The 26456-nt window shown below is 74.5% G+C and carries 20 protein-coding genes; 10 read left to right on the forward strand and 10 right to left on the reverse strand.

Translation table 11 applies throughout. The features are described 5' to 3' along the window. The first annotated feature begins 137 nt into the window (after nucleotides 1-137). Nucleotides 138-3068, forward strand: coding sequence for an ATP-binding protein (locus ACGFXC_RS21425; RefSeq protein ID WP_393715025.1), 2931 nt, complete (start codon nucleotides 138-140; stop codon nucleotides 3066-3068). Here ACGFXC_RS21425 and ACGFXC_RS21430 read toward each other — a convergent pair. Further along, nucleotides 3058-3432 carry a GNAT family N-acetyltransferase gene (locus tag ACGFXC_RS21430; RefSeq protein WP_393715360.1) on the reverse strand — a complete coding sequence of 125 codons (375 nt, stop codon included), beginning with the start codon at nucleotides 3430-3432 and terminating at the stop codon, nucleotides 3058-3060. The two genes, ACGFXC_RS21425 and ACGFXC_RS21430, sit on opposite strands and share 11 nt — an antisense overlap. A 246-nt stretch (nucleotides 3433-3678) precedes the next feature. Next, nucleotides 3679-4062, reverse strand: a complete 384-nt coding sequence (locus ACGFXC_RS21435) for an ATP-binding protein (RefSeq protein WP_393715027.1) — start codon at nucleotides 4060-4062, stop codon at nucleotides 3679-3681. Between the two features lie 106 nt (nucleotides 4063-4168). On the opposite strand from ACGFXC_RS21435, the gene ACGFXC_RS21440 reads away from it, so the two are divergent. Both ACGFXC_RS21440 and ACGFXC_RS21445 read left to right on the forward strand, forming a co-directional pair. Next, the gene (locus ACGFXC_RS21440; protein ID WP_393715029.1) at nucleotides 4169-4711 is read left to right on the forward strand and encodes a GntR family transcriptional regulator; all 543 of its coding nucleotides are present in this window, start codon (nucleotides 4169-4171) and stop codon (nucleotides 4709-4711) included. Beyond that, nucleotides 4708-5487 carry a GntR family transcriptional regulator gene (locus ACGFXC_RS21445; RefSeq protein WP_393715031.1) on the forward strand — a complete coding sequence of 260 codons (780 nt, stop codon included), beginning with the start codon at nucleotides 4708-4710 and terminating at the stop codon, nucleotides 5485-5487. Before ACGFXC_RS21440 ends, ACGFXC_RS21445 begins: the two co-directional genes overlap by 4 nt. 300 nt (nucleotides 5488-5787) lie before the next feature. Here ACGFXC_RS21445 and ACGFXC_RS21450 read toward each other — a convergent pair whose 3' ends face one another. From ACGFXC_RS21450 to ACGFXC_RS21460, 3 genes are all read right to left on the reverse strand, one after another. Continuing rightward, entirely contained in the window at nucleotides 5788-7248 is a 1461-nt protein-coding gene (locus ACGFXC_RS21450) for a glutamate synthase subunit beta (protein ID WP_393715036.1), read from the reverse strand. Beyond that, nucleotides 7241-11782 carry a glutamate synthase large subunit gene (gltB, locus tag ACGFXC_RS21455; protein ID WP_393715362.1) on the reverse strand — a complete coding sequence of 1514 codons (4542 nt, stop codon included), beginning with the start codon at nucleotides 11780-11782 and terminating at the stop codon, nucleotides 7241-7243. The genes ACGFXC_RS21450 and gltB overlap by 8 nt, the downstream gene beginning before the upstream one ends. A 396-nt stretch (nucleotides 11783-12178) precedes the next feature. Beyond that, nucleotides 12179-12910, reverse strand: a complete 732-nt coding sequence (locus ACGFXC_RS21460) for a VIT1/CCC1 transporter family protein (RefSeq protein ID WP_393715038.1) — start codon at nucleotides 12908-12910, stop codon at nucleotides 12179-12181. Nucleotides 12911-13179: 269 nt separating this feature from the next. Between ACGFXC_RS21460 and ACGFXC_RS21465 the strand changes: the two genes are divergently transcribed. From ACGFXC_RS21465 to ACGFXC_RS21495, 7 genes are all read left to right on the forward strand, one after another. Continuing rightward, nucleotides 13180-14166, forward strand: coding sequence for an ADP-ribosylglycohydrolase family protein (locus ACGFXC_RS21465; RefSeq protein WP_393715040.1), 987 nt, complete (start codon nucleotides 13180-13182; stop codon nucleotides 14164-14166). A 500-nt stretch (nucleotides 14167-14666) separates the two neighbouring features. After that, nucleotides 14667-15905, forward strand: a complete 1239-nt coding sequence (locus tag ACGFXC_RS21470) for an ADP-ribosylglycohydrolase family protein (protein WP_393715364.1) — start codon at nucleotides 14667-14669, stop codon at nucleotides 15903-15905. Between the two features lie 7 nt (nucleotides 15906-15912). Continuing rightward, nucleotides 15913-17058 carry an ADP-ribosylglycohydrolase family protein gene (locus tag ACGFXC_RS21475; RefSeq protein WP_393715042.1) on the forward strand — a complete coding sequence of 382 codons (1146 nt, stop codon included), beginning with the start codon at nucleotides 15913-15915 and terminating at the stop codon, nucleotides 17056-17058. Beyond that, a complete protein-coding gene (locus ACGFXC_RS21480) occupies nucleotides 17055-18743 on the forward strand; it encodes an ADP-ribosylglycohydrolase family protein (protein WP_393715044.1) in 1689 nt (562 codons plus the stop codon). The genes ACGFXC_RS21475 and ACGFXC_RS21480 overlap by 4 nt, the downstream gene beginning before the upstream one ends. Continuing rightward, entirely contained in the window at nucleotides 18740-19717 is a 978-nt protein-coding gene (gene rbsK / locus ACGFXC_RS21485; protein ID WP_393715046.1) for a ribokinase, read from the forward strand. Before ACGFXC_RS21480 ends, rbsK begins: the two co-directional genes overlap by 4 nt. Next, complete coding sequence (locus tag ACGFXC_RS21490; RefSeq protein ID WP_393715047.1) at nucleotides 19714-20904, forward strand: CaiB/BaiF CoA transferase family protein; 1191 nt, start codon at nucleotides 19714-19716, stop codon at nucleotides 20902-20904. The genes rbsK and ACGFXC_RS21490 overlap by 4 nt, the downstream gene beginning before the upstream one ends. After that, entirely contained in the window at nucleotides 20901-21716 is an 816-nt protein-coding gene (locus ACGFXC_RS21495) for an HpcH/HpaI aldolase/citrate lyase family protein (RefSeq protein ID WP_393715049.1), read from the forward strand. Before ACGFXC_RS21490 ends, ACGFXC_RS21495 begins: the two co-directional genes overlap by 4 nt. A gap of 70 nt (nucleotides 21717-21786) precedes the next feature. Here ACGFXC_RS21495 and lgt read toward each other — a convergent pair whose 3' ends face one another. From lgt to trpM, 5 genes are all read right to left on the reverse strand, one after another. Further along, nucleotides 21787-22803, reverse strand: coding sequence for a prolipoprotein diacylglyceryl transferase (gene lgt / locus ACGFXC_RS21500; RefSeq protein ID WP_393715051.1), 1017 nt, complete (start codon nucleotides 22801-22803; stop codon nucleotides 21787-21789). An 89-nt stretch (nucleotides 22804-22892) separates the two neighbouring features. Next, entirely contained in the window at nucleotides 22893-23846 is a 954-nt protein-coding gene (locus ACGFXC_RS21505) for a DsbA family protein (protein WP_393715053.1), read from the reverse strand. A gap of 95 nt (nucleotides 23847-23941) precedes the next feature. Further along, nucleotides 23942-24760: a tryptophan synthase subunit alpha gene (trpA, locus tag ACGFXC_RS21510; protein ID WP_393715055.1), complete on the reverse strand. Its 819-nt coding sequence runs from the start codon at nucleotides 24758-24760 to the stop codon at nucleotides 23942-23944. Continuing rightward, the gene (gene trpB / locus ACGFXC_RS21515; RefSeq protein WP_393715057.1) at nucleotides 24757-26031 is read right to left on the reverse strand and encodes a tryptophan synthase subunit beta; all 1275 of its coding nucleotides are present in this window, start codon (nucleotides 26029-26031) and stop codon (nucleotides 24757-24759) included. Before trpB ends, trpA begins: the two co-directional genes overlap by 4 nt. Before the next feature lie 211 nt (nucleotides 26032-26242). Further along, nucleotides 26243-26452, reverse strand: coding sequence for a tryptophan biosynthesis modulator TrpM (trpM, locus tag ACGFXC_RS21520; RefSeq protein WP_393715059.1), 210 nt, complete (start codon nucleotides 26450-26452; stop codon nucleotides 26243-26245). Nucleotides 26453-26456: the final 4 nt, after the last annotated feature.

The following is a 26456-nucleotide window of genomic DNA, read 5'->3' on the forward strand; positions in this document are numbered from 1 at the left end:
CGTACGGGCGGGATGCTTCCGAGCGTGGCAGGGCGGCCCCGCACGCACATCCGTAGGACCACCTACGTAGGTCCGTACCCGTGCGCGCGTCGGGCTCGCTAGGCTTTTCCCCCGCGCCAGTCACAGGGGGGCTCATCGTGACCAGGACCGGGCCGGTGGGCCGGGAGGCCGAACTGCGGCGCCTCGACGAGGTGCTCGCCGGACGGGGGACGGACCGCCCTCGGGTGGTGGACCTGACCGGCGCGGCGGGCATCGGCAAGAGCCGGCTGCTGACGGAGCTGTGCGCGCGCGCCCGCCTGCGCGGCATGACGGTCCTGCGCGGCCGGGCCACCGAGTACGAACGGCACATCCCCTTCCGCCTGTTCACCGACGCGTTCGCCGACCTGGACCCCGGTCCGGATCCGGCGCGCGGACCGCTCCACGACCCGGCGGTGGCGCCCGTCGTACACGGGACGGCGGCGGGCACGGAGGCCGCGGGCGGCGCCGGGACGCACCCGCACGAGGGCCGCGACGCCCACGCCGACCGGTTCGCCGTGCACCGCGCCACCGCCCGGCTGCTCACGGCCCTGGCCACCGCCCCCGGCGACGGCGGCGACGGCGGCGACGGCCCGCCCCGGGGCGGCCTGCTCGTCGCCCTCGACGACCTGCACTGGGCGGACCCGGCCTCCCTCGAACTCCTCGACCACCTCGTCCGGCACCCGCCCCACGGCCCGGTCACCCTCGTCGTGGCCCGGCGCGACCGGCAGACCGCGGCCTCCCCGGCGGCGGCCCTGGCCCGGGGCGCCGACTCCGGGACCGTGCTGCGCCTGGACCTCGGACCGCTCGACGAGCGCACCTGCGTGGAGCAACTGGCCCCGGGGGTAGCGCCCGGACACGCCGGACACCTGTACCGCGCCAGCGGCGGCAACCCCCTCTACTTCCTCGCCCTCCTCCAAGGCCACGGCGCCGGACCGGCCGTCCCCGCGGGCGGCCTGACCGCACTGCTGCTGGACGAGCTGACCCCGCTGACCGCCACCCAGCGCCGCACCGCCGAAGCCGTCGCGGTCCTCGGCGACCAGGCCACCGCCCCGCTGCTGGCCCTCACCGCCGAGATCGCGGACGCGGGCCTCCTCGACGCGGACCTCGGCGTCCTGTCGGACCGGGACCTGCTGCGGGCGGGGCCCGCGGGGAGCTGGTCCCTGCGCCATCCGGTGCTGCGGACCGTGATCTACGAGCACACCGGGCACCGGCGCCGCTCCGGCATGCACCGGCGGGCCGCCGCCGCGCCCGCCGGTACGGGCGTGTCCGCCGCCGTACGGGCCCACCACGTGGAACGTGCGCTCAGCGGATGGGATCCGCGGGCCGCCGAGGCCCTGCTCCAAGCGGCGTCCGAGGCCAGCACCACCGCCCCGGCGAGCTGCGCCCACTGGCTGGGGGTGGTGCTGCGGATCCTGCCGGACACGCCCGCGCACACGGCGCGGCGGCGGGAGCTGCTGCTGTGGCGGGCCCGGGCGCTGAGCGTGTGCGGTGAGCTGCGGGCGAGCCGGGACCTGCTCCAGGATCTGCTCGCACAACTCGACGGCGCCGACGGGGGCGACGGGGACGACGGGGACGGCGACGGCGGGCTGCGCGCCAGCGCCGTCACCCTGTGCGCGGCGATGGAGCGTCACCTCGGCCGCTACGGCGCCGCCGTGGCCTTGCTGCGCCGCGAGCTGGCCCGCCGGCCCGCGCCGCGCCCGGCCGACGCACTGGCGCTCGGGCTGGAGCTGGGCTCGTCCGCCCCGCACGCCCTGTCCTACGAGCAGGTGCGCGCCGACGTCGTCCGCACGTACGGGCTGGCCCTGCGGCTGGGCAACGCGCCCGCGGCGGCGGGGGCGCTGACGACCGCCGCCCTCGGGGAGACCTACGGGGGCGAGCCGGCGACGGCCCACCGGCTCGCCGACCGGGCCGCCGACCGCCTCGACGCCCTGACCGACGCCGAACTCGCCGACCTGTGCGAGCCGCTGGCCCGCATCGCGTGGACCGAGTTCTACCTGGACCGCTATCCGCGGGCGGAACGGCACGCGGACCGCGGGCTGGCCCTCGTCCGCCGCGTCGGCCCCCTGCACCTGCTGCCCCACCTGCTGCTGTGCAAGGCCGTCGTCCACATGAACTCCTGCCGGCTGGAGTCGGCGCTGGAGCTGTGCGAGGAGGCCGAGGGAATCGCCCGCGGGATCGGCAGCGACGAACTGCTCGGGCTCGTCCTGGGCAACAAGGCACAGGTGCTGATCGCGGCGCTGCCCCCGGGCGACCCGCTGCCGCTGTCGGTGGCCGAGGAGGCGGTCGAGCTGGCCGGCGCGCGCAGCACCTGGTGGACCTCGCTGGCCTGGTGCGTGCTCAGTTACGCCGCCCTGTACTCCGGGGACCACCAGCGGGCCCGCTCCGCGATGCTGCGGGCGGGCGGCGGCCCGCGGCTGGCGGGACTCCAGCCGACGCTGCGCCCGCTGTTCCTGGAGGCCCTGGTCCACGCGGCCGTCGCGACGGGCGACCGGGCGGAGGCCCGGAGCTGGGCGGACATGGCCACCGCGGACGCCGGACGGCTCGGGTTGCCCAGCCAGCGGGCGGCGGCCCTGCGCGGCGAGGGCGCGGTGCTCGCGGCGGAGGGCGAACCCGGCCGGGCGGCCGAGCGGTACGCGCGGGCCGCCGAGGAGTCGGCGCGCGCGGGGGCCACCCTGTGGGAGGCCCAGTCCCTGCTGATCGGCGCCACCCTCGCGGGCCAAGCCGGGGATCCGCTCGGGGCGGCGCAGCGGTGGCGGCGCGGCCGCCGGCTGGCCGAGTCGGGCGGCTCCCGCCTCCTGACGGGCCTGGCGGACCTCTTCCCGCCGGGCCCCGCACCCGCACCGCCGCTCCCGCACCTCACGCCGCGCGAGGAGCAGATCGCGGCGCTGGTCACGGAGGGGCTGACCACCCCGGCCATCGCGGCCCGGCTGCGCCTGAGCCCCCGTACGGTCGACACCCACCTGTCGCACATCTACCGCAAGACCGGCGTGACGTCCCGGGCCGCCCTGGCCGCCCGCACGGCCCGCGCCGACCGGCCCCCTACGGCCTGACGGCCCGCACCATGTGGATGTCCACCTCGTCCTGCGCCTCCACGGTGAACCCGTACCGCTCGTACAGCCCGCGCGCGGCGCTCCCCCGCAGCACGGTCAGCCGGACCGCGGCCCCCTCGGCGTCGGCCCGCGCCAGCACCCCCTCCAGCACCCGGGTCCCGATCCCGCGCCCCTGGTGCGCGGGATCGAGGTAGAAGTGCTCCAGCACCAGCCCGCCGCCCGCACCCGGCCGCACGGTCAGGCTCCCCACCGGGCGGCCCCCGGCCTCTATGACCCGGGAGTGCTCACCGCCGAAGGAATCCCGGACCCGCTGCCGCGCCCGGTGGTGGTCGTACCGCCCGAGCCGCTCCAGATCCCCCCGCATCACGTCCGCCCTCAACTCGGCGACCCACTCGACCTCATCCCCACCCCGCACACCCCGCACCTCAACATCCACCCCACCAGTATCCCCAGCCCCACCTCGCGGCCTGATGCCGGTGGCACCGCCTACCGTTCCACCGGACCGTACTGGCGCACCACGTCACCCAGCCCGAGCGACCGCCCCGACCGGCCTGCACTGGAACCCCTTCGGGGAAGCGGCGAGGCGGCCCGGGGCCTCAGACGGCCGAACTCACGCTTCCGCCACGTTGAAGCCCGCGCACGAGGACTTACCCACCCGCTCGTCACGGATCTCGAATTCGTCCGCGAGGGCGGCCACCAGCCAAAGCCCCCGGCCCCCCTCGGCCTCGGGTTCGGGGTGTCGCACGGTTGGCAGGCCGGGTCCGCTGTCGCGCACCTCGATCCAGACGATTCCGCCCTCCCGGGCCACACGTACGGAGAACTCGCGCCCCCAGGGAACGCCGTGCAGAACGGCGTTCGCGGCCAGTTCGGAAGCGCAGAGCCGTATGTCGTCCCGGCGCTCGGACAAGCCCCACTCGGCGAGCGTGTCCCCGACGAACTGCCGGGCGGCGCGTACTGACGTGCGGGCACGAGGGAAACGCTGCTGTCGGAACACGTATCGCTATTCGCGAATAGCAGCAAGGTCTGCGAGGGTGGGTTCACTCCATGGCGCGTCGCATACCGTGGGGTCGATGGAGCACGGAGAACGTTCAGGAGGCAGCGTGAGCGGTAGTGAGTGGACCAGCGTGTCGGTGCCCTACCTGACACCCCGCGCGCCAGGGACCCCCGACGCGTGGACCGAAGAGGCGCGGGCGGCGGGCGCCCGGGGAACCCAGCGCGTCGTCCACGCCGGGGAAGTCCCGGCACCGGCCGCCGTCGCCGCCCTCCTCGGGCTCGGGGACGGGGACACCGTCGTGGTGCGCCGCCGGATCATCGAACTCGACGGACACCCCACCGAACTGACGGACACCTACTATCCCGCGGCCATCGCGTCGGGCACCCCCCTGGCCGCCACAGGAAAGATCCGCGGCGGCGCCGTGACCCTGCTCGCCGCCCTCGGGCACACCGGCGTACGGGTCGTCGAAACCGTGACGGCCAAGATCCCCGCCGAGGAGGAACGGGCACACCTGTGCCTCGAACCGGGCGAGCCGGTGCTCCAGCTCGCCCGCACCACCTACGACGCACATGACCGCCCGGTCCAGGCGGACCTGATGGTCATGCCCGCCGACCGCCACCAACTGCGGTACGAGATCAGGATCGGATGACCTTGCCCGCCTCCCGAGCCCAAGCGTTCGATCCGCGACCGCTGCACGCCCGCATCGCCGCCGATCTCCGCGACGAGATCATGAGCGGCGCCCTGGCACCAGGCGCCAAGCTGCCCTCGACCACGCAGTTGAAGGCCCGCTTCGATGCCTCCAACGCCACGATCCAGAAGGCCGTACAGCTCCTGAAGGACGAAGGACTGGCGGTCGGCCGCGCCGGAGCCGCGATCACCGTGCGGGATAGGCGGCAGCGAACCGTCCGGCCCGCGGCCTCCCTCGCGCCGGCGGCGGACGGAGGAGCGTATCCGTGGCTCGCCGAAGTCTCGGAGCACGGGCGAGCCGCGCGCAGCACGCTGCTCGCGGTCGAGGCCGTGGTGGTCGCCGGTGACGTCGCCGAAGCCCTGGGGTGCGCGGAGGGCGGTACGGCGGTGTGCCGCCGACAGCTGATCAGCCTCGACGACGAGCCTGCGGAACTGGTGAGTTCCTTCTACCCGCCGGACATCGCCCACGGCACCCCGCTCGCCGAACCGCGCAGAATCAGAGGTGGTACCCCAACGCTCCTCGCCGAGCTGGGCTTCCCTCCCCGCCACAGCGTCGACCGGGTGTCCGCCAGGGTGGCGACGCAGGAGCAGTACACCGCCCTGGGTCTTCCCGGTGACCTTCCGGTGCTGCGCACTCTCCGCACGGTCTACGGGGACGAAGGACGCCCCGTCGAGGTCACCGTCATGGTGAAGGCCGGACACCTCTACGAGCTCCGCTACGAGTTCGCCCCCGAGTGATACCACCCCGAACGCCACAGCGCCCGCCATCCCTGGTCGGGGACATGGCGGGCGCTGTGTCGGGGTGCCGCACTCCGTCGTACGGGCCGTATGAGGGGTCCCGCCCCGGGGGGCGGGGGTGCTGCACCGACGGCCGGAGGCCGGCTCAGCCGGGCGAAGCCCGGGAGGCCGGCCACGGCCGAGCGGCGCGAGCCCGGCGTCCCGAAACGGTCATGGCGGGCGCTGTGTCGGGGTGCCGCACTCCGTCGTACGGGCCGTATGAGGGGTCCCGCCCCGGGGGGCGGGGGTGCTGCGGGTGGGTTACACCATCAGCGAGCGGTCCGTCGGCTTGACCGGGTACGGGAGGGCGCTGCTGCCGGTCAGGAAGCGGTCCACGCCGCGGGCGGCCGAGCGGCCTTCCGCGATGGCCCAGACGATCAGGGACTGGCCGCGGCCCGCGTCACCGGCGACGAAGACGCCGTCGACGTTGGTCGCGTACGCGGCGTCGCGGGCGACGTTGCCCCGCTCGTCGAGCTCCAGGCCGAACTGGTCCACCAGGCCGTTGGCCCGGTCGGTGCCGGTGAAGCCCATCGCCAGGGTGACCAGCTGCGCGGGGAGGACGCGCTCGGTGCCCGGCTTCTGCTCCAGCTTGCCGTCCTTGAACTCCACCTCGACCAGGTGCAGCGCCTTGACGTTGCCGTCCTCGTCGCCCTCGAAGTGGGTGGTGGAGACGGAGTAGATCCGCTCGCCGCCCTCCTCGTGGGCCGAGGTGACCTTGTAGAGCATCGGGAAGGTCGGCCACGGCTGGCCGGTGGGCCGGTCCTCCGACGGGCGCGGCATGATCTCCAGCTGCGTGACCGAGGCCGCGCCCTGGCGGTGGGCGGTGCCCACGCAGTCCGCGCCGGTGTCGCCGCCGCCGATGACGACCACGTGCTTGCCCTCGGCGGTGATCGGCGGAGCCAGGAAGTCGCCCTCCTGGACCTTGTTCGCGAGCGGCAGGAACTCCATCGCGAAGTGGATGCCGTTCAGCTCGCGGCCCGGGACCGGCAGGTCGCGGGAGACGGTGGCCCCGGCCGCGATGACGACCGCGTCGAACCGCTTGCGCAGGTCGGTCGCCGTGATGTCACGGCCGACCTCGATGCCGGTGCGGAACTTGGTGCCCTCCGCGCGCATCTGCTCGATGCGGCGGTTGATGTGCACCTTCTCCATCTTGAACTCGGGGATGCCGTAGCGCAGCAGCCCGCCGACGCGGTCCGCGCGCTCGTACACCACCACGGTGTGCCCGGCCCGGGTCAGCTGCTGGGCCGCGGCCAGGCCCGCCGGACCGGAGCCGATGACGGCGGCCGTCTTGCCGGACAGCCGCTCGGGCGGCTGCGGGGTGACGTTGCCGTTGTCCCAGGCCTTGTCGATGATCGAGACTTCGACGTTCTTGATGGTGACGGCCGGCTGGTTGATGCCGAGCACGCACGCCGACTCGCAGGGCGCCGGGCACAGCCGCCCGGTGAACTCCGGGAAGTTGTTCGTGGCGTGCAGCCGCTCCGAGGCGGCCGACCAGTCCTCGCGGTACGCGAAGTCGTTCCACTCGGGGATCAGGTTCCCGAGGGGACAGCCGTTGTGGCAGAACGGGATGCCGCAGTCCATGCAGCGGCCGGCCTGCTTGCTGATGATCGGGAGCAGCGAGCCCGGGACGTAGACCTCGTTCCAGTCCTTCAGCCGGTCGGCGACGGGACGGGAGCAGGCGGTCTCGCGGGGGGTGGTGAGGAAGCCCTTCGGGTCAGCCATTGGTCGCCGCCTCCATCATCTTCTCGGTGGTCTCGGACTCCGAGAGTCCGGCCAGCTCGGCGGCGTCCTTGGCGGCGAGCACTGCCTTGTACGTGGTCGGGATGATCTTGCTGAAGCGGTCCACCGCGACGGACCAGTCGGCCAGCAGCTTCGCGGCGACGGTCGAGCCGGTCTCCTCCTCGTGGCGGCGCACGACGTCGTGCAGCCACTGCTTGTCCGTGTCGGAGAGCTCGGTCTCGACGGCGCCGGCGTTGCCGACGTTGACGTTGCGCGGGTCGAGGTCGATGACGTAGGCGGAGCCGCCCGACATGCCGGCCGCGAAGTTGCGGCCGGTCTCGCCGAGGACGACGGCGTGGCCGCCGGTCATGTACTCGCAGCCGTGGTCGCCCACGCCCTCCGAGACGACCAGGGCGCCGGAGTTGCGGACGCAGAAGCGCTCGCCGGTGCGGCCGCGCAGGAACATCTCGCCGCCGGTGGCTCCGTAGCCGATGGTGTTGCCGGCGATGGTGGAGTACTCGGCGAGGTGGTCGGCGCCGCGGTCCGGGCGGACCACGACGCGGCCGCCGGAGAGGCCCTTGCCGACGTAGTCGTTGGCGTCGCCCTCCAGCCGCAGGGTGATGCCCTTGGGCAGGAAGGCGCCGAAGGACTGGCCGGCGGAGCCCGTGAAGGTCAGGTCGATGGTGTTGTCGGGCAGGCCCGCACCGCCGAACTTCTTGGTGACCTCGTGGCCGAGCATGGTGCCCACGGTCCGGTTGATGTTGCGGATCGCGACCTGGGCGCGGACCGGCTGGGCGGCCTCCGCCGTGGCGGCGTTCAGCGCGTCGCCGGCGAGCTTGATCAGCTCGTTGTCGAGGGCCTTCTCCAGGCCGTGGTCCTGCTCGATCAGGGCGTGGCGGACCGCGCCCTCGGGCAGCTCGGGCACGTGGAAGAGGGGCTCCAGGTCGAGGCCCTGGGCCTTCCAGTGCGTGACGGCCTTGCTGGTGTCCAGGAGCTGGGCGTGGCCGACGGCCTCCTGGATGCTGCGGAAGCCCAGCTCGGCGAGGATCTCGCGCACTTCCTCCGCGATGAACTCGAAGAAGTTGACGACGAACTCGGGCTTGCCGGAGAACCGGTCGCGCAGGACCGGGTTCTGGGTGGCGATGCCGACCGGGCAGGTGTCCAGGTGGCAGACGCGCATCATGACGCAGCCGGAGACGACGAGCGGCGCGGTCGCGAAACCGAACTCCTCGGCGCCGAGCAGCGCGGCGATGACGACGTCGCGGCCGGTCTTGAGCTGGCCGTCCGTCTGGACCACGATGCGGTCGCGCAGCCCGTTGAGCAGCAGGGTCTGCTGGGTCTCGGCGAGGCCGAGCTCCCAGGGGCCGCCCGCGTGCTTGAGCGAGGTGAGCGGGGAGGCGCCCGTTCCGCCGTCGTGGCCGGAGATGAGGACGACGTCCGCGTGGGCCTTGGAGACACCGGCGGCGACCGTGCCGACGCCGACCTCGGACACGAGCTTCACGTGGATGCGCGCGACCGGGTTGGCGTTCTTGAGGTCGTGGATCAGCTGGGCCAGGTCCTCGATGGAGTAGATGTCGTGGTGCGGCGGCGGGGAGATCAGGCCGACGCCCGGGGTGGAGTGCCGGGTCTTGGCGACCCACGGGTACACCTTGTGGCCGGGCAGCTGGCCGCCCTCGCCGGGCTTGGCGCCCTGCGCCATCTTGATCTGGATGTCGTCCGCGTTGACCAGGTACTCGGAGGTCACGCCGAAGCGGCCGGAGGCGACCTGCTTGATCGACGAGCGCCGCGCCGGGTCGTAGAGGCGGTCCGGGTCCTCGCCGCCCTCACCGGTGTTGGACTTGGCGCCCAGCTGGTTCATGGCGATGGCGAGGGTCTCGTGCGCCTCCTTGGAGATGGAGCCGTACGACATGGCGCCGGTGGAGAAGCGCTTGACGATCTCGGAGACCGGCTCGACCTCGTCCACGGAGAGGGCGGGGCGGTCGGACTTGAAGCCGAACAGGCCGCGGAGCGTCATCAGGCGCTCGGACTGCTCGTTGACCCGGTCCGTGTACTTCTTGAAGATGTCGTACCGGCGGTTGCGGGTGGCGTGCTGGAGGCGGAAGACCGTCTCCGGGTCGAACAGGTGCGGCTCGCCCTCGCGGCGCCACTGGTACTCGCCGCCGATCTCCAGCGCGCGGTGCGTGGCGGCGATGCCGGAAACCGGGTACGCCTTGGCGTGGCGGGCGGCCACCTCCTTGGCGACGACGTCCAGACCGGCGCCGCCGATCTTGGTGGCGGTGCCGCTGAAGTACGTGGCGACGAACTCCTCGTCGAGGCCGACGGCCTCGAACACCTGGGCGCCGCGGTAGGAGGCGACGGTGGAGATGCCCATCTTGGACATGACCTTCAGGACGCCCTTGCCGAGCGCGTAGATCAGGTTCTTGATGGCCTGCTCCGGCTCCAGGCCGGTCAGGAAGGTGCCCGCGCGCAGCAGGTCCTCGACGGACTCCATCGCCAGGTACGGGTTGACGGCGGCCGCGCCGTAGCCGATGAGCAGGGCGACGTGGTGCACCTCGCGGACGTCGCCGGCCTCGACCAGCAGGCCCACCTGGGTGCGCTGCTTGGTGGCGATGAGGTGGTGGTGCACGGCGGCGGTGAGCAGCAGCGACGGGATCGGCGCGTGCTCGGCGTCCGAGTGGCGGTCCGACAGGACGATCAGGCGGGCACCGGCCTCGATGGCGGCGTCGGCCTCGGCGCGGATCTCCTCGATGCGCGCCGAGAGGGACGCGCCGCCGCCCGAGACCCGGTACAGGCCCGAGAGGGTGGCGGCCTTCATGCCCGGCATGTCGCCGTCGGCGTTGATGTGTATGAGCTTGGCGAGCTCGTCGTTGTCGATCACCGGGAAGGGCAGGGTGACGCTGCGGCACGACGCGGAGGTCGGCTCCAGCAGGTTCCCGGCCGGGCCCAGCGAGGACAGCAGCGAGGTGACGAGCTCCTCGCGGATGGCGTCCAGCGGCGGGTTGGTGACCTGCGCGAAGAGCTGGGTGAAGTAGTCGAAGAGCAGCCGGGGGCGCTCGGAGAGGGCCGCGATCGGGGAGTCCGTGCCCATGGAGCCGAGCGGCTCGCCGGCCGTGCGGGCCATCGGCGCGAGGATGACGCGCAGCTCTTCCTCGGTGTAGCCGAAGGTCTGCTGGCGGCGGGTGACCGAGGCGTGGGTGTGGACGATGTGCTCGCGCTCGGGCAGGTCCGTCAGCTCGATCTCGCCGGTCTCCAGCCATTCGGCGTAGGGGGCGGCGGAGGCGAGCTCGTCCTTGATCTCGTCGTCCTCGATGATCCGCTTCTGAGCGGTGTCGACGAGGAACATCTTGCCGGGCTGGAGGCGGCCCTTGCGGACGACCTTGGCCGGGTCGATGTCGAGGACGCCGACCTCGGAGCCGAGCACGACGAGGCCGTCGTCGGTGACCCAGTAGCGGCCGGGGCGCAGACCGTTGCGGTCGAGGACCGCGCCGACCTGGGTGCCGTCGGTGAAGGTGACGCAGGCCGGGCCGTCCCAGGGCTCCATCATCGTGGAGTGGTACTGGTAGAAGGCACGGCGGTCCGGCGCCATGGACGCGTGGTTCTCCCACGCCTCCGGGATCATCATCAGGACGCTGTGCGGCAGCGACCGGCCGCCGAGGTGGAGCAGCTCCAGGACCTCGTCGAAGGAGGCCGAGTCGGAGGCGTCCGGGGTGCAGATCGGGAAGATGCGCTCCAGGGCGCCCTCGCCGAAGGCGCCGGAGGCCAGCTGGGACTCGCGGGCCTTCATCCAGTTCCGGTTGCCCTTGACCGTGTTGATCTCGCCGTTGTGCGCGACGAAGCGGTACGGGTGGGCGAGCGGCCAGGACGGGAAGGTGTTCGTCGAGAACCGGGAGTGGACCAGGGCGAGCGTCGAGGCGAAGCGGCGGTCGGAGAGGTCCGGGAAGAAGGGCTCCAGCTGGCCGGTGGTCAGCATGCCCTTGTAGACGATCGTCCGGGCGGACAGCGACGGGAAGTAGACGCCGGCCTCGCGCTCGGCGCGCTTGCGCAGCACGAAGGCCTTGCGGTCCAGCTCGATGCCCGTGCTGCCGTTGCTCACGAACAGCTGCGAGAAGGCCGGCATGGTGGCGCGGGCGCCGTTGCCGAGCAGGTCGGGGCTGACCGGGACCTCGCGCCAGCCGAGGACCGTGAGGTTCTCCTCGGCGGCGATGGCCTCGATCCGCTCCACGGCGACGGCCTGTGCGGTGCCGTCGGCGGGGAGGAAGGCGATGCCGACGGCGTACGCGCCGGCCTCGGGGAGCTCGAAGGAGGCGACCTCGCGCAGGAAGGCGTCCGGTACCTGGGACAGGATCCCGGCGCCGTCGCCCGAGTCCGGCTCGGAGCCGGTGGCGCCGCGGTGCTCGAGGTTCCGCAATACGGTCAGCGCCTGCTCGACCAGCGTGTGGCTGGCCTCGCCGCTGAGGTTGGCCACGAAGCCGACGCCACAGGCGTCGTGCTCGTTGCGCGGGTCGTACATGCCCTGCTGGGCGGGGCGACCGTCCATGGGCGACCAGGCGGTGGTGCTGGGGCCGGTCGCGGAGTGCGTGGATGCGGAACGCATCGGCTCTCCCGTCGTCGTCGTGGCATATGTGCATAGCCGAGGGACGACGTTGGCCCTCTGCGAAATTTCGTGCAGGTTACATGATGACGGCAATCCCGAGAAGCGGATATCGCGTTCCAACATGCGGACATCGCACGAGGTGGGGAAGAAAGGACCTTCGCTGGGGCTGCGGGGCTCCTGCAAGGACTTCTGCGGACACAACACGGGGCGAAGGTCCCGGCGCGAGACGGGCATCATTGCCCGGCGCCCTGGTCTGATGCCCCGGGGTCACGGAATCGAAACCGCCGGGTAACGGACTACTTATGTTGCGTACCGCATAGTGTCTCACTCCCGCGGCGGTTAGCCTACGACGCCACCGATCCAGGTTCCCAGGATGTACGTCACACCCGCGGCTGCGCCACCCAGGACCAGCTGGCGCAGCCCGCTGAACCACCAGGACCGGGCCGTGACCCGCGCGACGACCGCGCCGCAGGCGAACAGTCCGACCAGCGCCAGCAGCACGGCGGGCCACAGCGAGGTCGCGCCGAGCAGGTACGGCAGCAGGGGCAGCAGCGCGCCGAGCGCGAAGGAGCCGAACGACGAGACCGCGGCGACCAGCGGCGACGGCAGGTCGTCGGGGTCTATGCCGAGCTCCTCGCGGGCGTGGATCTCCAGCGCCTGCTCCGGGTCGCGGGAGAGCTGCATGGCGACCTCGCGGGCGAGGGCGGGCTCGACGCCGCGCGAGACGTAGAGCTCCGCGAGCTCCTCCATCTCGTCGACCGGGTGCTTGCGCAGCTGCTGGCGCTCCACGTCGAGCTCGGCCAGGACGAGCTCGCGCTGCGAGGCGACGGAGGTGTACTCGCCCGCCGCCATCGAGAAGGCGCCGGCCGCGAGGCCCGCCAGGCCGGTGATCACGATGGTCTGCGGGGCGACGGAGCCGCCGGCGACGCCGGTCATCAGAGCGAGGTTGGAGACGAGCCCGTCCATCGCGCCGAACACGGCCGGCCGCAGCCATCCGCCGTTGACGTCCCGGTGGGTGTGGTTGTCGCGGTGGGCGGTGTGCAGCGGCGCTTCGGTGTCGATGATGGACATGCGGCGTATCTCCCCTTTTGGTGCGAGTGGGTACGCGAAAGCACGCGCAGCCGTGCCCCACCCGGAGCACTCCCCCTGAACACCTCGAAAGTACGCACGATTTTTGCCGCCCGCCAGCAAGGAAGGCCGTACTTACCTGGGCTTTCGCGCTTCGGCGACCGGGTGACGGCGGCGTTCGCGGGGTGTTTCGCGGCGACCGACAAACCACATGTCGTGGCACAAATCCCCCAAGGGCTCATCATGAGTCCCATCAAGTGGAGAGGCGCGCCATGGAGCTGATTGCATGCAATCCGCAGGTCCTCCTCGAACGGGCCAGGGGCGCTCTTCTCGGCCTCGCGGTGGGTGACGCGCTGGGCGCCCCGGCGGAGAACATGAAGCCGTCGCAGATCCGGGCGAAATGGGGCCGCATCGAGGGCTTCGTCTCGGACGATCCGGCGGGCACCGACGACACCGAGTACGCCATCTTCTCCGGCCTGCTGCTGGCCCGGCACGGCTCCGCGCTCACCGTCGCGCACGTCGAGCGGGCCTGGCACCACTGGATCGCCGACCTGGACGAGGGCCCCTTCCGCGGGGCCGGATTCTCCGAGCGGGGCACCCTGGAGAACCTCCGGCGCGGCCTCGCCGCCCCCATCTCCGCGCAGCACCGGCACGCCTGGAGCGACGGCCTCGCGATGCGGGCGGCCCCCTTCGGCGTCTTCGCGGCCGGCCGCCCGGCGGAAGCCGCCCGGCTGGTCGCCATCGACGGCTCGGTCAGCCACGACGGGGAGGGCATCTACGGGGGCCAGGCCGTGGCCGCCGGAGTCGCGGCGGCGATGGCGGGCGGCTCCCCCGCCTCCGTGGTCTCGGCTGCCCTGTCGGTCATCCCGTCCGACTCCTGGACGGCCCGCTCCCTGCGCCGCGCCGTCACCGCGGCCCCGCGCGGCGAGCGGGCGGTGCGCTCCGCGGTGGTCATCGGGGGCTACCCGTGGACGGACCTCGCCCCCGAGGCGGTCGGCCTGGCTTTCGGGGCCTTCGCCGCCTGCGCGGGCGACTTCCCCTCCTCCGTGCTGACGGCCGTCAACATGGGCCGCGACGCCGACACCACCGCCGCCGTGGCGGGCGCCCTGGCCGGCGCCCTGTCGGGGGCCGCCGCCGTACCGGCCGCCTGGGCCGCCGCCATCGGGCCGGTCCGGGGCAGCTGCCTCCCCTCGATGCGGGGCTACCACGTCCTGGACATCGCGGACCTGCTCACCCCCGAATCCGAGCCCGCCCGATGACCCCGCCCCCCGAGCCCGCCTGGCGGGAGGTCGCGTACGCGGGCGGGCCGGGCCCCGGGGGACTCCCGCCGGTGGCGGGCACCCTGCCACCAACCGCCGAGGCCGGAGCCGGCGAGGCCGCCACCGCCCTGCGCCCGCCCCCCAGCCCGGCCACCCCCGCCACCGGCCCCCACCCGGCCCCCCGCACCGCCGGAACCGGAGCGGGCCCGCGCACGGAACCCGGTACGGCCGGGACCGGAGCGGGCCCGCGCACGGAACCCCGCCCGGCCGGGCCCGCCACCGGCCCCCGCCCCGAGCCCCGTACGGCCGAGGCCCCCGCAGGCCCCCGTACGGCCGGAGCCGCCACCGGCCTGCGCACGGAACCCGCCACCGCCGCGCCCGCCACCGGCCCCCGCCCCGAGCCCCGCACCGCCGGGCCCGCCGCAGGCCAAGGCCCCCGCGCGGGAACGCGCACCGCCGGGCCCGCCGCAGGCACCCGTACGGCCGGGCCCGCCACCGGCCTGTGCACAGAGGCCGCCACCGCCGCGCCCGCCACCGGCCCGCGCTCCGAGCCCCGCACCGCCGGGCCCGCCGCAGGCCAAGGCCCCCGCGCGGGAACGCGTACCGCCGGGCCCGCCGCAGGCGTACGGCGGATCGAGGGGCTGCTGCTCGGGCTCGCCGCGGGCGACGCCGCCGGGTGGCCCGCCGCACGGCACCGCGCCAGCCGGATGCCCGAGTGGACCCGCCGCCTCACCCGCGAGCTCGACACCTTCGCGGAGCAGAACGCCACGACCACCCTCCCCGTCCCGATCGCTCTCAACCAGCCCCCCGAACCGCTGCGCCTCGGACCCTCCGACGACGCCGAATGGGCCGCCTTCGCCGCCGAGTCCGTGCTCACCGCCGCCGGGGTCCTGCTCAGCGACCTCTCCCGCTCCCGCCGCATGCGCGCCGCCATCGACCTCGCCTGGAACGCCCTGGCCTGCGAAGTCGCGGCGGCGGCCGACCGCGCCCCGGAGGTCGAGTCGGCCGTCCTGCCGCTGCGCGCCCGGATCTCCGTGCGCGCCGGTCTCGGCAACCTCGCCGCCGGCCTGCGCCCGCCCGCCACCGGCCACGACAACCCGCACTACTTCGACGACGCCGCCTGCGTCCGCGCCTGCGTCCTCGCCGTCGTGCACCCCGGCGACCCGGCCGCCGCCGCCGACCTCGCCGAGTTCGACGCCCGCTACACCCAGGACGGCGACGGAGTCCACGGCGCCCGCGCCATGGCCGCCGCCCTCGCCACCGCCCTGGCCGGCGCGGACACCGCCGCGGCCGTCGACGCCGCCCTCGCGCAGCTCCCCGCCGGCACCGAGATCGGCCGCAACGCCCGGCACGCCGTCGCCCTCGCCCGCGCGGACGCCACGGCCGGGGCCTTCGCCCTCGTCCCGCTGCTGGAGCACCAGATCGTGGACCACGTCTACAGCTACGGCATCGCCGCCGCCGAGACCGTCCCCGTCGCCCTCGCCCTGGCCACCGCCGCCCGCGGCCGCGTCGGCGAGGCGGTCCCGGCGGCCGCCTGCCTCTCCCGCGTCGCGGACTCCGCCCCGGCCCTCGCGGGCGCCCTCACCGGCGCCCTCGGCGGCGGCGACTCCCTGCCCGCCGCCTGGCGCGAAGCCTGCCGCACCCTCTCCGGCTGCGCCCTGCCCCGGCTGGCCGGCACCGACCTCGTCGAGCTCGCCGCGCTGCTCACCCGTACGGAACTCACCTCACCCAAGGGATGATTCGGACATGACGCTGACACTGGAGGACCGGGTCACCGGCGCCCTCGTCGGAGCCGCCGTCGGCGACGCGCTCGGCGGCCCGGTCGAGGGCTGGTCCCCGGACCAGATCGTCGAACGGCACGGCGGCCGCGTGCACGGCGTGGTCGGGCCCTGGCACGAGGACTGGCGCACCGCCCGCCCCCTCGCCCCGTACCACAAGGGCGACGGACACGTCACCGACGACACCCTCATGACCCACGCGCTGATCCGCGTCTACGCCGCCGTACGGGACCACCTCGACGCCTACGCGGTCGCCGACCACCTGGTCCCGGACCTGATGACGGTCCCCCGCTGGATCCCGGAACTGGAGGCCGAAGCCCTGCCCCTCCAGCGGGTGTTCCTCGCCGAGAAGTGGATCGTGACCCGGCTGCACTACGCGCACGCCGACCCCCGCGAGGCCGGTACCGGCAACATCGTCAACTGCGGTGCGGCGATGTACATGGCGCCGGTCGGCCTGGTCAACGCGGGCAATCCGGCGGCCGCGTACGCGGAGGCGCTGGACATCACCGGCGCACACCAGTCCTCGTACGGGCGGGAGGCGGCGGGGGTGTTCGCGGCGGCCGTGGCGGCGGCCTGCGTACCGGGCGCGGACGCGGCCTCGGTGGTGGACACCGCGCTGGCCTTCGCCAAGGACGGCACCCGCGCCGCCATCGGCGCCGTCCGCGAAGTCGCTCTGCGCCACCGGGACTTCGAGTCGGCGCTGGTGCCGCTCCGGGAGGCGGTGGCCCCCTACGACTCCGTCGGCCCGGACTACCGCACGCCTTCCCTCGGCGCCCGCCGGCCCTCCCGGCTGCACTCCATCGAGGAGCTCCCCGTCGCCCTCGGCATGCTGCTCGTCGCGGACGGGGCGTACGAGGCCGCGGTGCTCGGCGCCGTCAACTACGGGCGCGACTGCGACTCCATCGCCACCATGGCGGGCGCGGTCGCGGGCGCGCTGGGCGGGGCCGGAGCCGTACCGGAGGGCTGGGCCAAGCAGGTCGCCGAGGCGAGCCGGCTGGACCTGCACGGCCCGGCCGTGACGCTGGCCGCCGTGGCCCGGGACGTGTTCGCCCTCGACCGGTCCCGGCGGCGGGCCCACGAGGCGGCCTTCACGGCCCTCGCGTCCCCGCGGTGATCCGGCTCACCTGGGCGCAGCCGGAGGACCTGATCGGCCACGAGCTGCGGCAGGCCGCCGAGGACGGCCGGGACGCGGGGCCCGTGGCGCGCGCCTGGACGGCGGCGGGCGGCCACCCGGCCCCGGACCGGGCGGGGGCCTCCTCCACCCCGGCTCCACCGGAACTCCGCGCCCTCGCCGGCCGTCTCCTGTCCGAACTGGCCGCCCTCCCGGTCCCCACGGCCCTCGCGGAACCCACCGACTGGCCCGCCCTCGAAGCCACCTGGCCCCCCGCCCCCGTCCCGACGGCCCGCCCCCAGCCGGATCCCGGCCCACCCCGGAACCCCGCAGCGGACCCGGGGCCCGGCACACCCCCGAACCCCGTACCGGACCCGGAGCCGGATCCCGGACCGAGCCCGGGGCTGCCCGCAGAGCCACGCCCCGGCACAGGCCCCGGGCTCCCCGTCGCCCCGGATCCCGGCACGGGCCCCGAGCCCCGGCCAGGCACCGGCACCGGCACCGGCACCGGCACAGGACCGGAGCCCCGGCCTGGTCCGGGGGCCGGGCGCGGGCCGGGGTCCGTGGGCGGTGCGGCAGCGGCGGCCGGCCGGGCCGGGGCGGGCGGCCCCGCCGCCGGGCCGGCGGATGCCGCGCTGCGCCGCAGGCTGGAGGCGGGGTGGATCGGGCGGGCCGTCGGGTGCGTGCTCGGCAAGCCCGTCGAGAAGCTCCCCCTGGAGGGGATCCGGGCCCTCGCCCGCGCCGCCGGCAACTGGCCCCTGGCCGACTGGTTCACCGCCCGCCGCGTCCCCGCGGAACTCCTCGCCGCGTACCCGTGGAACCGCCGCTCCGCCGCCACCTCCCTCGCCGAGAACATCGACGGCGCCCCCGAGGACGACGACCTCGACCACCCCCTCCTCGGCCTGCTCCTGCTCCAGCGCCACGGCAAGGGCTTCACCACCGCCGACCTGGCCCGCCTCTGGCTCGACGAGCTCCCGGCCGGCCGCACCTTCACCGCCGAGCGCGTCGCGTACCGCAACCTGCTCCTCGGCCTGGAGCCCCCCGCGACCGCCATCCACCACAACCCCTTCCGGGAGTGGATCGGCGCCCTGATCCGCGCCGACGTGCACGGCTGGACCAACCCCGGCGACCCGGCGGCGGCCGCCGAGCAGGCGTACCGCGACGCCGTCCTCACCCACACCGCGAACGGCGTCTTCGCCGCCCTCTTCGCCGCAGCCACCATCGCGGAGGCCGCCGGGGGCCGCGGCGACGTGCACACCGCGCTGCGGGCCGGGCTGTCGGTCGTACCGCCCCGCTCCCGCCTCGCCGACGCCGTCCGCTTCGGGATCGCCGCCGCCCGCGCCGAGGCGGACTTCGACCGGGTCGTGGACCGGCTGCACGCCTGTTACGGCCACTACCACTGGGTACACGCCCTCCCGAACACCGCCCTGATCGCGGCCGCCCTCACCCACGCGGACGGGGACTTCACGCACTCCGTGTGCCGGGTGGTGTCCGGCGGCTGGGACACCGACTCCAACGGCGCCACGGCAGGCTCGGTCGCCGGGCTCCTGGCCGGCTGCCCCGACCGGCTCCCGGAGCGCTGGACCGCCCCGCTCAAGAACCGTCTCCGCACCACCGTCGCCGGCTTCGACGGCATCGGCTTCGACACCCTCGCCCACCTCACCGCCCAGGAGGCAGCCCGCTCATGACGGCCATCGCCGTGCTCGGCAGTACCAACATGGACCTCGTCGCCTACGTCGCCCGGGCTCCCCGCCTCGGGGAGACCGTCACCGGGCGGGAGTTCCGCACCGTTCCCGGCGGCAAGGGCGCCAACCAGGCGGTGGCCGCCGCCCGGCTCGGCGGGGAGGTGGTGATGATCGGCGCGGTCGGCACGGACGAGTTCGGCGCACGGCTGCGCTCCGCGCTCGTCGCCGCCGGGGTCGAGACGGCCGCGCTGCGCACCGTCGAGGGTGCCAGCGGCACCGCGCACATCACCGTCGACGACGGGGGCGCCAACAGCATCGTCGTCGTCCCCGGCGCCAACGGGCACGTCACCGGCCTGGAGCCGGGCGACGACTCCCGGATCGGGGCCGCCGACGCCCTGCTGCTCCAGCTCGAACTCCCCCTGGAGGCCGTCGTCGCGGGCGCGGCGGCCGCCCGCGCCCACGGGGTCCGTACGGTCCTCACCCCGGCCCCGACGCGGCCGCTGCCGCGGGAGCTGCTGGAGCTCGTCGACCTGTTGGTGCCGAACGAGCACGAGGCCGCCGCCCTCACCGGGTTCACCGATCCCCGCGCGGCTGCGGAGGCGCTGCTGCGCGAGGTGCCGGAGGTGGTGGTCACGCTGGGCGCGGCCGGGGCGCTGTACGCGGCGCGGGGACGGGAGCCGCTGACGGTGCCCGCGCCGCGGGTCCGGGCCGTGGACACCACGGCGGCCGGGGACACCTTCGTCGGCGCCCTCGCGGTGGCGCTCGGCGAGGGCCGCCCGATGCCCGAGGCCCTGAGCTGGGCCGCCCGCGCGGCCGCCCTCGCGGTCCAGCGCCCCGGCGCCCAGCCCTCCATGCCCACCCGCGCCGACCTGGACGCCCCCGTGCTCCGCCCCGAAGCCAAGGCCGGAGCCCGTGCCGACGCCGACGCCCCGCCCGCCGGGGCCGGGGCCGGGCCCCGGGCCGGGGGCGGCGCGTGAGCGCCGGGCCCCTGGAGGGGATCCGGGTGCTGGACCTGGCCACCCTCTTCGCCGGGCCGCTCGCCGCCACCCTGCTCGGAGACTTCGGCGCCGAGGTGATCAAGGTCGAGCACCCCGACCGCCCCGACCCCTCGCGCGGCCACGGCCCCGCCAAGGACGGCGTCGGGCTGTGGTGGAAGCTGCTCGGGCGGAACAAGCGGACGATGACCCTCGACCTGTCCGCCCCCGGCGGCCGGGACACCCTGCTGCGGCTCGCCGCCACCGCCGACGTGGTCATCGAGAACTTCCGCCCCGGCACCCTGGAGCGGTGGGGCCTGGGCTGGCCCGAGCTGTCGGCCGCCAACCCGCGCCTGGTGCTGGCCCGCGTCACGGCCTTCGGCCAGCACGGCCCGTACGCCCACCGCCCCGGCTTCGGCACCCTCGCCGAGGCCATGAGCGGCTTCGCGGCGATCACCGGAGAGCCGGACGGCCCGCCGACCCTGCCCCCCTTCGGCCTCGCGGACTCCATCGCCGCGCTCACCACCGCGTACGCCGTGATGACGGCCCTCGCCGGACGCGACCGCACCGGCCGCGGCCAGGTGGTCGACCTGGCGATCATCGAGCCGATCCTCACCGTGCTCGGCCCGCACCCCCTCTGGTACGACCAGCTCGGCTACGTCCAGCCCCGCTCCGGCAACCGTTCCGCCAACAACGCGCCCCGCAACACCTACCGCAGCGCGGACGGCCGCTGGCTGGCGGTGTCCACCTCGGCCCAGTCCGTCGCCGAACGGGTGCTGCGCCTGGTCGGACGCCCGGAACTGACCGCCGAACCCTGGTTCGCGGACGGCGCCGGGCGCGCCGCCCACGCCGGGCTCCTCGACGGGGCCGTCGGGGCCTGGATCGCCCGGCACAAGGCCGACGAGGTCGTCGCCGCCTTCGAGGAGGCCGACGCGGCCGTGGCCCCGGTCTACGACGTCCGGGACGTCCTCGCCGATCCGCAGTTCGCGGCCCTGGACACGGTCACCGAGGTCGAGGACCCCGAACTCGGCCCGATCCGCATGCAGAACGTCCTCTTCCGGCTGTCCGGCACCCCCGGCGGGATCCGCTGGGCCGGCCGGCCGCACGGCGCCGACACCGACGCCGTCCTCACCGAACTCGGCCTGACCCGGGCCGAGATCGCCGCCCTCCGAACGGAGCGAGCCCTGTGATCCTGACCTGGCTCTACGCCCCCGGGGACCGCCCCGAGGTGGTGGCCAAAGCCCTGCGGTGCGGGGCGGACGCCGTCATCGTGGACCTGGAGGACTCGGTGTCCGCCTCCCGCAAGGAGTACGCCCGCGCGGCCACCGCCGAGCTGCTCACGGAGCGGCCCCCGGTCCCCGTCCACGTACGCGTCAACGCCCTCGGCTCCCCGTGGGCGGGCGCCGACCTGACCGCCCTGGCCCGGCTGCACGGGCTCGCCGGGCTGCGGCTGCCGAAGATCGACGCCCCCGAACAGGTCGTACGGATCGCCGACCGGGCCGGCGGGGTGGCCCTGTACGCGCTCCTGGAGAGCGCGCTGGGGGTGGAGCGGGCGTACGAGATCGCCCGCGCGCACCCCTCCCTGCACGGGCTGACCCTGGGCGAAGCGGACCTCCGCGCCGATCTGGGGGTCAGCGCGGAGGCGGGGCTGGACTGGCCGCGCTCGCGGGTGGTGGTCGCCGCCCGGGCCGCCGGGCTCGCGCCCCCGGCCCAGTCGGTGTTCCCCGACATCCGGGACCTGGAGGCGCTGGCCGCCTCCTGCGCCCGCGGCCGCGCGCTGGGCTTCCTCGGCCGGGCGGCGATCCACCCGCGCCAGCTCCCGGTGATCGAGGGGGCCTACCTGCCCCGGCCTGAGGAGGTCACCGCCGCCGAGGAGATCGTCACCGCCGCCCGCGCCACCCCGGGGGCCCAGGCCCTGCCGGACGGCCGCTTCGTGGACCCTGCGGTGGTGGCGGCCGCCCACCGCACCCTGACCCTGTCCCGCCGGACGAGCCCCCTGTGACCCGCCCGCCGCCCGGGTACGCCGCAGGGGGCGCCGCGGCTCGCGCGACGCCCCCTGCGGTGGAATCCGTTCAGCTCTTGTCGGCCCCGCCCGCGGCGCCGTCGGTGGCCTTGGTCAGGTCCGCCTTGACGGTGCCCTCGGACGCCTTCGCCCCGGCCGCTCCCCCGGCCGGCGCGGGCTTCGTCAGATCAGCCTTCGCCCCACCGGCCCCGCCGGCCGCGGCGGGCGCGTCCCCGGCCACAGCGGCCACGGCCGCCCCGCCCGGACCGTCGGAGGTCTCCGGCTCGACGGCCTCCTCGCGCCCCGGCCGCAGCTTCGCGGAGAGCACGAAGTAGACCACCGCGAGGATGAAGACGATCATGGCCGTCCACACGTTCAGCCGCAGGCCGAGGATGTGGTGCGCCTCGTCGACCCGCATGTACTCGATCCAGCCGCGGCCCAGGCAGTACGCGGCCACGTACAGGGCGAAGGCGCGGCCGTGCCCGAGCTTGAAGCGGCGGTCGGCCCAGATGACCAGCGCGGCGACGCCGAGGCACCAGAGCGACTCGTAGAGGAAGGTCGGGTGGTAGGTCCCGGCGACCCGGTTGGGCCCCTCGCTGATCTTCACCGCCCACGGCAGGTCGGTGGCACGGCCGTACAGCTCCTGGTTGAACCAGTTGCCCCAACGGCCGAAGGCCTGCGCGATGGCGATGCCGGGTGCCAGGGCGTCGGCCCAGGCCGGCAGCGGGATGCCGCGCAGCCGGCAGCCGATCCAGGCACCGACCGCGCCCAGCGCGATGGCGCCCCAGATGCCGAGGCCGCCCTCCCAGATCTTGAAGGCGTCGACCCAGTCGCGGCCTTCGCCGAAGTAGAGCTGGTAGTCGGTGATCACGTGGTAGAGGCGGCCGCCGACGAGGCCGAACGGCACCGCCCACACGGCGATGTCCGCGACCGTGCCCGGCTTTCCGCCGCGCGCGATCCACCGCTTGTTGCCGAGCCAGACGGCGACGAAGACGCCGATGATGATGCAGAACGCGTAGCCGCGGAGCGGGATCGGTCCGAGATGGATCACGCCGGTCGACGGACTGGGGATATAGGCAAGGGTCATGGCAGACCTGACGCTACCCTGCCGGGCGGTGCGCACCGCAACCCGCCCGGCAAGCTGAAACCAAAACCACACACGGCGGCCGGCGCCGCTCAGTCCTGCGAGGTCCCCTTGGAGAGGCCCTTCGGGGAGCCGGACGGCGCGGGCGTGCCCTTCGCGGACCCCTTGACCGACCCGGAACCGGAACCGGAACCGGAACCCGAGCCCGAGGCGGAGGGCGACGGCGACGCGGAAGCCGTGCCCGCGCCCCCGCCCGCCTTGGCCTCGACCTTCGCCCTCAGCTTCTGCGGGGTCAGCGGATCGGCCTGGTCGGCGAAGATGTCCTTGCCGTCGAGCAGGATCGTCGGGGTGCCGCGGAACTTGCCCGCCACGAAGGCCTCCTGCGACTTGGCGACCCAGCTGTTGTGCGCGCCGTCCTCCACGCAGGAGCGGAAGGCGGGGGTGTCCAGCCCGTCCACCTTGCCGGCCAGCTCCAGCAGCTTGGCGTTCTTGCCGTAGGCGTCGTCGGTCTCCTCCGGCTGGTTCTGGAAGAGGAGGTCGTGGTAGGCGGTGAACTTCCCGGCGTCCTGTGCGCAGGCCGCCGCGTTGGCGCTCTTGAGCGAGCCGCTGCCGCGCATGTTCCCGTCGATGAGGGTGACGAGGTGGTACTCGACCTTGAGGAGCCCCTTGGCCTCCAGGTCGTGGATGGTGTCCCGGTAGTTGGTCTCGAAGGCCTTGCAGGCCGGGCAGCGGAAGTCCTCCCAGACGGTCAGCTGGGAGGGCGCCCCCTCCTTGCCGGACAGGATGGCGAGCGAGTCCTTGCCGGTGGCCCCCGACGGGGCGGCCACCGGGCCCGCCTTCGCCGACTTGTCCCCGGACCCGGCATTGGCGGCGATCAGGCCGACGACGGCCGCGAGGCCGAGCACGCCGACCACCGCCGCCGACACGACGAGGGTCCGTCGGCGCTTGTCCCGGGTCTTCTCCCGCTCGCGCTCCTGCTGGAGCCTCTCCCGGGCCGATCGTTTCGTCATCGCATCGCGGTTCGCACCGTCGTTCTTCTCGCTCACGTTCGGCCAAACGAAGCGGGGAGGCACTCGCGTGCCTCCCCGCTCCCGTTTCCACCCGATCGGGCTACGGAACCCCCGTCCGGGCCCGCCCGGCGTCAGGACCTGCGTACGCCTTCCGCAAGCTCGCCCGCCAGGGCGCGTACGGCGTCCAGCCCCGCGCGCTCGTCCGGCGCGTCCAGCAGCAGCTTCACGAAGGCCGAGCCGACGATGACCCCGTCGGCGAAGGCGGCGACCTGCTTGGCCTGGGCGGCGTTCGAGACGCCGAGGCCGACGCAGACCGGCAGGTCGCTGGTGGCCCGGGTGCGGCGCACCAGGTCCTCGGCCTGGTTTCCGACCGATTCGCGGGTGCCCGTGACGCCCATCAGGGACGCCGCGTAGACGAAACCGGAACCGGCCGCCGTGATGGTGGCCAGGCGCGCGTCCTTGCTGCTGGGGGCCACGACGAAGACGGTCGCCAGACCGTGCTTCGCCGCGTGCTCGCGCCACAGCGCGGATTCCTGGACCGGCAGGTCGGGCAGGATGCAGCCGGCCCCGCCCGCCGCCGCCAGCTCGGCGGTGAACCGCTCGACGCCGTAGCGGTCGATGGGGTTCCAGTACGTCATGACCAGGATCGGGGCGCCGGTCGCCCCGTGCGCCTCGCGGACGGTGCGCATCACGTCGGCGATCTTGACGCCACCGCGCAGGGCGATGTCGTCGGCGGTCTGGATGACCGGGCCGTCCAGGACCGGGTCGCTGTGCGGCAGGCCGATCTCGACGACGTCCGCACCGCCCGCGACGATGGCCTTGACGGCCTCGACGGCCCCGTCCACGCTCGGGAAGCCGGCCGGGAGGTAGGCGACGAGGGCGGCCCGGTCCTCGGACTTCGCCTTGGCGAGGGTCGCGCTCAGCAGCTCGATGTTGCCGGTGGTGCTCACTTGTCGTCCCCCTCGGAGAACTCGTTGCCGGCGACTTCGCCGTCGGTGTCGTACAGGCCGAAGTAGCGGGCGGCCGTGTCCATGTCCTTGTCGCCGCGGCCGGACAGGTTGACCACGATCAGCCCGTCCTCGCCCAGCTCCTTGCCCAGGTCGAGGGCGCCGGCGAGGGCGTGCGCCGACTCGATGGCCGGGATGATGCCCTCGGTGCGCGAGAGCAGCCGCAGCGCCTGCATGGCGGCGTCGTCGGTGACCGCGCGGTACTCGCCGCGGCCGGAGTCCTTGAGGTAGGAGTGCTCCGGGCCGATGCCCGGGTAGTCCAGACCGGCGGAGATCGAGTAGGGCTCGGTGATCTGGCCCTCCTCGTCCTGGAGGACGTAGGAGCGGGAGCCGTGCAGGATGCCGGGCTCGCCGGCGCTCAGGGTGGCCGCGTGCTCGCCCGTCTCGATGCCGTGCCCGGCGGGCTCGAAGCCGACCAGGCGGACGCCGGCGTCCGGGATGAAGGCGTGGAAGAGGCCGATGGCGTTGGAGCCGCCGCCGACGCAGGCCGCGACGGCGTCGGGCAGCCGGCCGGTGCGCTCCAGGATCTGCCGGCGGGCCTCGACGCCGATGACGCGGTGGAAGTCGCGGACCATGGCCGGGAAGGGGTGCGGGCCGGCGACGGTGCCGAAGAGGTAGTGGGTGCGGTCCACGTTGGCGACCCAGTCGCGGAACGCCTCGTTGATGGCGTCCTTGAGGGTCCGGGAGCCGGACTTCACGGCGATGACCTCGGCGCCGAGCATGCGCATGCGGGCCACGTTCAGGGCCTGGCGCTGGGTGTCGACCTCGCCCATGTAGATGGTGCATTCGAGGCCGAAGAGGGCGCAGGCGGTGGCGGTGGCCACGCCGTGCTGGCCCGCGCCGGTCTCCGCGATCACGCGGGTCTTGCCCATGCGCTTGGTGAGCAGCGCCTGGCCCAGCACGTTGTTGATCTTGTGCGAGCCGGTGTGGTTGAGGTCCTCGCGCTTGAGGAAGATCCGGGCGCCGCCCGCGTGCTCGGCGAAGCGCGGCACCTCGGTGAGGGAGCTGGGCCGGCCGGTGTAGTTGACCATGAGGTCGTCGAGCTCGGCGGCGAAGGCCGGGTCGCCCTTGGCCTTCTCGTACTCGACGGCGACCTCGTCCACGGCGGCGACGAGCGCCTCCGGGATGAACTTGCCGCCGAAGTCACCGAAGTAGCCCTCGGCGTTGGGGACGTGACCCTCCGGGTCCGGAATGAAGAACGAGCTGGTGGACATGGCCACTACTCCTACGTGTACGGAAATGCGCGACGGGGGCTGGTTGCACCGTATGGCGCTGTCGCTCCGCGGCCCGCGCACCCCGCTCGGGGGGCGCGGCCGTGCGGACGCGTCGGCCCGACGCGCCGGGGGCGGGTGCCCGGGCGGCGCGGGGCCGTGCGCGACCTCCCGCCCGGCGCGCCTTCGCGTCCCGGGCCGGGGTGGCCGTCGTCTACAGCGCGGCTCCGCCGCGCCATCGCATTCCGTTGACCTGTCCGGGTTCGGAGCCGATCACGTACCGCACCCGCCGGCCGTGCACGCGCCGGGCCGGGGCGCGGCAGCCGCGGGGGCGGCAGCCGCGCGCCAGGGGCGCGTGCGCCGTCTGCACACCGGACGGGCCGTGGCCCGTCCGGGTGCGGACGCAGGGGCGGGAGGGGGGCATGGGA

This window comes from Streptomyces sp. NPDC048507, assembly GCF_043199995.1.
Lineage (GTDB): Bacteria > Actinomycetota > Actinomycetes > Streptomycetales > Streptomycetaceae > Streptomyces.

Excerpts from the sequence above, each read along its gene's own strand:
- ACGFXC_RS21450 (WP_393715036.1), bottom strand. The coding sequence starts at position 7,248 with ATGGCTGACCCGAAGGGCTTCCTCACCACCCCCCGCGAGACCGCCTGC.
- ACGFXC_RS21430 (WP_393715360.1), bottom strand. The coding sequence starts at position 3,432 with ATGCGGGGGGATCTGGAGCGGCTCGGGCGGTACGACCACCACCGGGCG.
- ACGFXC_RS21465 (WP_393715040.1), top strand. The coding sequence starts at position 13,180 with ATGGAGCTGATTGCATGCAATCCGCAGGTCCTCCTCGAACGGGCCAGG.
- ACGFXC_RS21460 (WP_393715038.1), bottom strand. The coding sequence starts at position 12,910 with ATGTCCATCATCGACACCGAAGCGCCGCTGCACACCGCCCACCGCGAC.
- trpM (WP_393715059.1), bottom strand. The coding sequence starts at position 26,452 with ATGCCCCCCTCCCGCCCCTGCGTCCGCACCCGGACGGGCCACGGCCCG.
- lgt (WP_393715051.1), bottom strand. The coding sequence starts at position 22,803 with ATGACCCTTGCCTATATCCCCAGTCCGTCGACCGGCGTGATCCATCTC.
- ACGFXC_RS21445 (WP_393715031.1), top strand. The coding sequence starts at position 4,708 with ATGACCTTGCCCGCCTCCCGAGCCCAAGCGTTCGATCCGCGACCGCTG.
- rbsK (WP_393715046.1), top strand. The coding sequence starts at position 18,740 with ATGACGGCCATCGCCGTGCTCGGCAGTACCAACATGGACCTCGTCGCC.
- trpB (WP_393715057.1), bottom strand. The coding sequence starts at position 26,031 with ATGTCCACCAGCTCGTTCTTCATTCCGGACCCGGAGGGTCACGTCCCC.
- gltB (WP_393715362.1), bottom strand. The coding sequence starts at position 11,782 with ATGGACGGTCGCCCCGCCCAGCAGGGCATGTACGACCCGCGCAACGAG.
- ACGFXC_RS21475 (WP_393715042.1), top strand. The coding sequence starts at position 15,913 with ATGACGCTGACACTGGAGGACCGGGTCACCGGCGCCCTCGTCGGAGCC.